The sequence below is a fragment of the Burkholderia sp. A2 genome (assembly GCF_001729305.1).
Classification (GTDB): Bacteria; Pseudomonadota; Gammaproteobacteria; order Burkholderiales; family Burkholderiaceae; genus Burkholderia; species Burkholderia sola.
The window spans coordinates 38,559-45,833 of record NZ_LZXX01000097.1 but is presented as its reverse complement, the minus strand read 5'-3'; the positions used below and the strand labels follow the sequence as shown (position 1 = coordinate 45,833).

Sequence of the window (7,275 nt, the reverse complement as noted above, 5' to 3'; positions counted from 1 at the left end):
CTGCATCTGGAAGTCGACGACCTGTTCCCGATCGCGGAAGTGCTGCAGTACCTCGGCTTCGCGGACGTGCGCGAAGGCGACGTGTTCCTGACGCCGCCGGGGCGCGTGTTCGCGGAATTCGGCACGCAGGAACGCAAGCTGATGTTCGCGGATCACCTGCTGAAGCACGTGCCGCTCGCCGCGCGGATCAAGAAGGTGCTGAACGAGCGCCCGGGGCATCGCGCGCCGCGTGTGCGCTTCGAGCAGGAACTGGAGGATTTTCTGTCCGACGAAGCGGCCGAGGAGACGCTCGATGCAGTGATCGACTGGGGGCGGTACGGAGAGGTCTTTTCGTACAACGACAAGACGGAAGTGTTCAGTCTGGAGGATGTCGAGTCGTAAAGTCGGAAAGTAGATATGTGGGACGCGACATTCATCCGTCACCGATGTCGCGCCGACGGTGGAGCGTGACAATTTTCTACATTTCAAAATTCGGTTATTTATCAGATTGGTGGCTTGATATCGCTCAATATGTCGAGGATTTGTATGGAATTTTTTGGATATCGTTCCGTATAAGTCTACTTGCATTTCGAGAGGATTGGTTTTATCGGGTGACGGCTGGGAACCCACGTTGTAGCAGTACGAAGACCTATATTTCCCATTCGGTGGTTCGATTTTAACGATGCTTGTTGAGATCGCGGCTTGATTTAATAAGAGATAAGAAAAAATGGAGATTTTAATAAAATCAAATAAAAATTCATAAAATAAATAAATGGCTTATGTGATTATTTGAAAATTCCGAATTGCCAGATCCGTGACCGGTACGTGTTCATTTTCGTGAACACATGCTTCACTGGCGAGAGCGTTGTGGCACTGCGCCCCTGAAAGCGTGCATGGGCGAACGTGCCGGCGTAAAACCTCTCGTTCAACGGCAACCATGCGAACCATTCAGGATGTACTGAAACACCCCAATTCGGTCGTTACCCAACCTCTGCATCTCGAGATCGCGGGGCTCGATGCGCCGGTCTCCGTTCTGTCATTCGTTCTGACCGAGGAAATGAATACGCGATTCCTCGCGGACATCATCGTGACCTCGCAGGACAAGCGGATCGACGGTGCGACGATTGTGGGCCAGCCGGCAGTCTTCACGATCGAGGAACTCGCTTCGGTGCCGTCGATGGCGGCTGTGATCGATCCGGTTCGGCATGCGGCGCGTACCGTGCACGGCGTCGTCACGCAATGGACTCGCGTCAAAACGTCTCGCGACGAAGCAACTTACCAAGTCCATCTGAAGTCGCGTTTCTCGCTGCTTGAAGAGGTGCACGATTCGGCCGTACTGCTGGACAGGTCGCTTCGCGAGCTGCTGAGCGACATGATCGTCGATCGCGACTTGTTCCAATCCTTCGACGTCGAGTTCGAGCTGGAAGGGCTCGACGGGAAGCTGGAGCAAACCGTGATGTACGAAGAGACGGTCGCGAACTTTATCGACCGGCACTGCCGGCGCGCGGGTGTCTATTACTACTTCAAGCAGGCGAAGAAGGAGGACGGCCCGCAACGCGACACGTTGGTGTTCGGCAATACGCCTCGAGGCTATATGCGAGCGCTCGAGGTGCCGTTGATGCCGCATTCCGGTCTGACGAGCTGGCACGAGGCGATTTTGACGCTGGAAGTTACGCGTGCGCTGGTGCCGCAGACGGTGCGCGAATGGGATCGCAACTACCGCATACCCGACGATCCGCTGCAAGTCGAATCGATCGTGGCCTACGACGACCGCTCGGTATACGGAAGCGTGAATCGCAGCGTCGAGCATTTCCATTCGGTCGAGGAAGGGCAGGCGCTGGCTGATGCGCGGCGTGACGAACTGCTCACACGGCAAGTGCGGCTCACGGGCACGAGTAACGTCATCGGCATGACGCCTGGCATGGTGGTGCGGATCACCAATGACGAGGTGCACGAGGCGCCGCACGGGATGGTGATCACGAAGCTCGTCACGGCCGGTAGCCGGAGCCAGTCGGTGGTCAACACCTTCGAAGCGATCCCCGCACATCAGACCTACCGGCCCGAATACGTTCCTGAAAAGCATTGGCGATGGATCGCCGGCATGCTGATCGGTGTGGTCGAGTCCGGCGACGACGAGCCGTACGCATGGATGGACGAATATGGCCGCTATCGCGTCAGGCTCCTGTTCACCCGGCACAGCGGCAAGCGCGGCACGAACAGCATGCCGTTGCGCGTGCTGCGTACGTCGGCGTCGCACCAGGGCGGCCTGCACGTCCCCTTACTGCCGCGGTCCGAAGTACGCGTCGTCGCGACCCAGGGAAATTGCGACCGCCTGCTGATCGCAGGGGCGCTGCATGACCATGCGCGTCGTGACCTCGTTCACGGCAAGGAGGGTTGGTACAGCCGCGCCGTATTCCGCTCGCCATTGCTCGGCAACAAGTTGCGCTTCGAGGATCTGAAAGACCACGAGGGCATCCGGTTGGCGACGGTGTTCGGGCAATCGTCGCTCAACATGGGCCATCTGGTCGACAGGGACAAGAACAAGCGCGGCCAGGGCTTCGAATTGACCACGCAGAAATGGGGCACGTTGCGCGCGCCGAAGGGGCTGTTTGTTTCGGCAGACGCAGCAGGTGGATCCGAGACGCCGCATCTCGACATGCCCGCCGCTATCGCGCAACTCAAGGCTGCATTGCAGCGCGTGACGGACCTTGCGGCCGCGACGACGCAAGCCAAGGCCGACCCTGCGGACCGAGCGACGCAGGCGGCGCTGCTCGACGGCCTGAATCAGCTTCGCGACGCGGGGCTGCTTGCGAGTGCTCCCGGCGGCATGGCATTCGTGACGCAGAAATCACTGCAGCAATCGGCGGGCGAGAACGTGATCGTTACCGCAGGCCGGGATATGGACGTGAGCATCGTCAGGCGACTGCGCATGGTGGCAGGTGACCTGATCTCGCTGTGCGCGCACAAGCTCGGCATCAAGATTTTCTCTAAAGGAAAAATCGAGCTTCAGGCACAAGGCGCTTCGATGGATCTCTTCTCCGACGAGCAATTGCACGTGTCGAGCGCCGGCGCAAATGTGCTCGTAAGTGCCAAGACAAGGGCGATGGTTGCGTGCGGCGGTGCTTCGATGTCCATCGAGAACGGCAATGTCGTCTTCAATTGCCCGGGTGAATTTCGTATCAGGGCTGCCTCGTTCGTGTTCGAAGGGCCGCGCCATACATCCGTCAACTTGCCGCAATTGCCGGTGAGCGACTACTCGCCCAGTCCCAGATACAGCCACACAAGGTAACGACATGATCATCAGTCCGCCTTTTTTGCCCAAAGCCGGCCTTGCGGCCCCGACCGGGACGAACCCCGATCCGATGATGGACGCCGTAGACGAGCGCGAATGCGATCACGGCATCTATCCGATCGCCTTCGATCGGCGCTGGCATTGCGGCATGCATCTTCAGCCCGATGAGAAGGGCGAGGTGTACGCGATCGCCGACGGGGAAGTCGTTGCCTATCGGGTTTGCCAGCATGCGGTCGACAGCGGTGCGAGCCATATCGGCTTCGTGTTGCTCAAGCACACGACCGAGACGGGTGAAGGCCGCACGCTGGTCTTCTACTCACTTTATATGCATCTGTTGCCGCTGGTGGAATATGAGGAGCACGGCGCGGACAAAGAGCGCTTGCCGGAATTCTTGCGCGTGCCGACTGGTCCGGTGAGCAAGGGGCAGGTGACGCCGGCAGTGTCGGGAGAGGGCAAGAAGGTCCGGCGTAAGGATGTACTTGGGTGGCGCGGGCAATATGAAAGGATGCCGCATTTGCATTTCGAGATTTTCATGTTGCCGGACGATTTCGACGCTTATTTCGGAAGCACGCAACTGGGTAACAGCACGCCCACTTCGCCGAATGGAACGGACTGGTGGGGACATGCCTATTTCGTCATTCCGGCAGGTAGCAACTTTCGTCGTTTGCCTGAGAAGGCTGATGCTCGAAACAAGTTGCACGGGATTGAATTCAAGCCGGGTCACGAGGGTTCGAATACCTTGCCGTTGCTTGTCGAGACCTACTTCAGCGTCGGCTCGAAATACAGCAAGGTCTGGAGTATGGCGCAAGACGGCACCCGCACGCTGCTTACGCCGCAACCCGTCGAGGAAAAGGACTACGAATACGACCTGTACAAGCGTGCAACGGCGCTTTATTCGTCATGCCCGAGCGACGGCTACGAACTGCTGCGTTTCGGTCGCATCCTGTCGCCGTCTAAAACACTGGCGGCAGATGCGCGCGTGACGTGGATGCAGGTCAATTGGGCGGCAGGTAAGGCAGGCTACATCGATATCAATGATCCGAGTATTCAGAAGTTCTCCGACGCGGATTTCCTGTCATTCATGGGCTGGCAGAAAATCAGTGAAGGAAGCACGCCGTTCGACAGTGATGGCATGTGCGATGTGGCTGCGTTGAAGGAAATACTGGGCGATGCCGCTCCGCACGAGGTGCCAGCTGTGCAAGGTGAAACGCTGGAAGCTCACAAGGCGAGAGCGCTTTCAGGGTATGTACAAGGCAACGCCCAGGTACGGCAGCAGTTGCGTGGGCTCGTCTGCAACGCGCCGAGTGAATGGGACAGTACGAACAACGAGGAGCGTTACGCGAGTCTGCTTGACGAGGGTGGCTACTATCACGGAAATGACAAAGGCTACAACGATTTCATGAAGTATCTGAAGGAAGTTCAGTTTTGGGACAAAACGGGGCTTCCGGCGGGGCAGAAGTTGTGGTTTTTTCATCCGCTTGCGTTTATTCGGCATTTTAGGAAATGCGGGTGGATTGATAGGGGTGAGTTTAAAAATATCTATGCAAATAATCGCTATAGCCGGGATCAGCTGCCGTCTCCGAGTCAATTGCGGGATACTTACTTGGGCCCATTAAATAAGGCGACGAGAAAGTATGGATTGACATCGATGATCCGGTTATCCCATTTTATTGGTCAAGGTGCTATTGAGAGCAACTGCTTGGCAGCTATGCAAGAAACAAGCATGCTCGGAAAACTTAAGGAAGGAAAGTTCTACGGTCAAGTTATCAATCCGGAATCGAAAGTGCTGGAATCGATATTGGGACATTGGTATGGTCAGAATTCTGGTGAGGATGACGCCTGGTACCGGTCGGAAAAATTTAACAGTAAGGGAGCGCGCATCGCGAGCTCATACGACTGGCGGAATGGCAACTGTGATCGGGATGATTCACAGAAGTTTCGTGGAAGAGGTTTCAAGCAATTGACTGGGCGAAGTAATTATGCCAGTTATTGGATATTCAGGGGGTGGATTTCGAGTTCATCCTTTACTGAATCGTGGTGGACCGATTCAGCATTCCGTGCGCGAAACCGCAGCGGTATGACGAAGATTCCTGCAGTAATTGATAGGCCTCATGACGTTGCTCTTCCTGATAACAGTATGGATAGTGGGGGATTTTACATGGTATTTGAGCGGCCGGAGGTGGTTAGAAATATTGATCGTGACTCGCCGGCGGTGGTAGTCTCAAAAAGCGATCGACAAAAAGAGCAGGCAATATCGCGCGATGTTACGTATGCCATTAACGGCGGCTATACGGATTGGGAGCGGCGATTGGAGTTTACACGTTTTGTAAAGAGTGTGATTTTGTAGTGGACATAAAAATGCGTAAATTTCGGCGAAATTTGCTTGTACTGGCGCTGGCTTCTATTGGCACTCATGTTTATGCTGATAACACTTATGAGGTGGTCGGGGCCTCGCTGAAAATAGGTGATTCAAAAATATGTTCGCTTGACAGAAAGCCGCGCTACGCGATTGAGAGTTTCGATAAATCCGCTGTCATGCTTTCCGAGACGACTTACGTTGATAAGCGTCAGTTGGATCAGTGTCAAGTCGGAGTAACTGTTCACGTTCTTTCGATTCCGATGCACGTTGGTGTGCTGTCAGATATAAATATATCGAAGGGAATTTACGTTGCGCTCGATTTCGTTGATGTGCGGCCATTTTCATATTTGGCAACAGTGGCTCGTGTTGGCACTTCAAAAAATATTGTGTCTTTAAAGGGGGCGTATATCTCAGGTAAAAAAATCAGTGAGCTTAGGGGCACGGCTTTTAACAGTGGTGGTGAGGCGGGCGCATCGATTATTTCCCCAGATGGTCGCTATGTCGCACCAACCGGTGAAGTGGATTGTTCAAAAACGTCCTACCCAGGAGTATGGGATATAAAAAATAATCGACGTGTTGTGGTGGAAGATGATGTCTGCACTGCGCTTTTTGAAAAGTAAGGAGAGGTTGATTTGTTCCGGTTTTTCGCGCGACGCATACTTTATGACCCCGATTGAGGCGAGTCTTGATCCGCGGCAGTAGAATGATGAGGTAGTGTCAAGTGCTGACTGCAAGTCAGTAATGTGAGAGGTCATGAGGGCAATAGCTTTATTTAAGATCAATGTTATTTATGCTGATGTTGTCTTTGTTGCCGAGGGTATGTGAGAAAGGCTATGGGATGTCAGAGCGTAAATTATGATTAAAATCAAGGTTTTAATGGCGGCAATTATGCTCATAGCATCGTTTTTTTCGTATGCCGACGATTTTTCAAAAACTTTTTCGCCGTATCCGGATGTTGTGGCGGTGGTGAAAATAAAGGGTGATAGTTTGGTTTGGGAGTTGTCTGGTGGCGGTGGGGTCAAGCGCGGGGTGGTAAATTTAGATGCAGAAAAGACATTGAATATCGAGGTAGATAGTTACGATTTTAGCGGACAGCAGGGTTTTCGGGTGTCGCATATAGACGATGGGAAGGGTGTGTATAGCGTCGATAGAGTTTTTACATTTCATTCATCATCTTATGAGTTCGTGGAGAGGTTTCCGTCGTGTGGGGATGGGTTTTTTAACCTTAGGGTGGATAAGGTGCGGCGTTACCTCGTTAGTACTTATTGGAGCCACAATTATCCTAAAAAATGTATTACTAGATTGTCAATTTTAAGGCCATAACTTAATTAATTTAATCTGGTTGAATGAACAAAAAATCTCCCATCCGCAAAGGCGACAAACTCGAACGCGGCGGCGAAGTCACCAATGGCTCACCATGGACGACCTTCATGGGCAAACCGCTTGCCCGCAAGGGCGACGAGGCATTCTGCCAGCAGCATGGCCCGACCGTCATCGACGAAGGCGCCGACAAGTTTCCCGATCGCGACAACAAGCCATTCGCGCTGGACGGCCATCGCTGCGCATGTGGTCGTCAATTGATCTCGTCGTTACCGAACGTCCACTTCGAATAATGCCTGTCGACCTCTCCCAGGCTGGGCGCCCG

Annotated in this window: 6 protein-coding genes; all 6 read left to right on the top strand. The window is 54.0% G+C overall.

The window, feature by feature from the left end; genetic code table 11:
* A partial coding sequence (locus A9Z05_RS17965) for an AAA-associated domain-containing protein (RefSeq protein ID WP_176730223.1) occupies positions 1 to 381 on the top strand: 381 nt, incomplete at its 5' end.
* A 535-nt stretch (positions 382 to 916) separates the two neighbouring features.
* Complete coding sequence (locus A9Z05_RS17960; RefSeq protein WP_069619308.1) at positions 917 to 3,268, top strand: type VI secretion system Vgr family protein; 2,352 nt, start codon at positions 917 to 919, stop codon at positions 3,266 to 3,268.
* A 4-nt stretch (positions 3,269 to 3,272) separates the two neighbouring features.
* Positions 3,273 to 5,618 (top strand): M23 family metallopeptidase, encoded by a 2,346-nt coding sequence (locus tag A9Z05_RS17955; protein ID WP_141723431.1) that lies wholly within the window; start codon positions 3,273 to 3,275, stop codon positions 5,616 to 5,618.
* 11 nt (positions 5,619 to 5,629) lie between these two features.
* On the top strand, positions 5,630 to 6,250 hold the full coding sequence (locus A9Z05_RS36240) for a hypothetical protein (RefSeq protein WP_141723430.1): 621 nt from the start codon (positions 5,630 to 5,632) through the stop codon (positions 6,248 to 6,250).
* Positions 6,251 to 6,485: 235 nt separating this feature from the next.
* Complete coding sequence (locus A9Z05_RS36235; protein WP_141723429.1) at positions 6,486 to 6,953, top strand: hypothetical protein; 468 nt, start codon at positions 6,486 to 6,488, stop codon at positions 6,951 to 6,953.
* A 23-nt stretch (positions 6,954 to 6,976) separates the two neighbouring features.
* On the top strand, positions 6,977 to 7,243 hold the full coding sequence (locus A9Z05_RS17950; RefSeq protein ID WP_069619306.1) for a PAAR domain-containing protein: 267 nt from the start codon (positions 6,977 to 6,979) through the stop codon (positions 7,241 to 7,243).
* The last annotated feature ends 32 nt before the right edge of the window (positions 7,244 to 7,275 follow it).

Excerpts from the sequence above, each read along its gene's own strand:
- A9Z05_RS36235 (WP_141723429.1), top strand. The coding sequence starts at position 6,486 with ATGATTAAAATCAAGGTTTTAATGGCGGCAATTATGCTCATAGCATCG.
- A9Z05_RS36240 (WP_141723430.1), top strand. The coding sequence starts at position 5,630 with ATGCGTAAATTTCGGCGAAATTTGCTTGTACTGGCGCTGGCTTCTATT.
- A9Z05_RS17960 (WP_069619308.1), top strand. The coding sequence starts at position 917 with ATGCGAACCATTCAGGATGTACTGAAACACCCCAATTCGGTCGTTACC.
- A9Z05_RS17955 (WP_141723431.1), top strand. The coding sequence starts at position 3,273 with ATGATCATCAGTCCGCCTTTTTTGCCCAAAGCCGGCCTTGCGGCCCCG.
- A9Z05_RS17950 (WP_069619306.1), top strand. The coding sequence starts at position 6,977 with ATGAACAAAAAATCTCCCATCCGCAAAGGCGACAAACTCGAACGCGGC.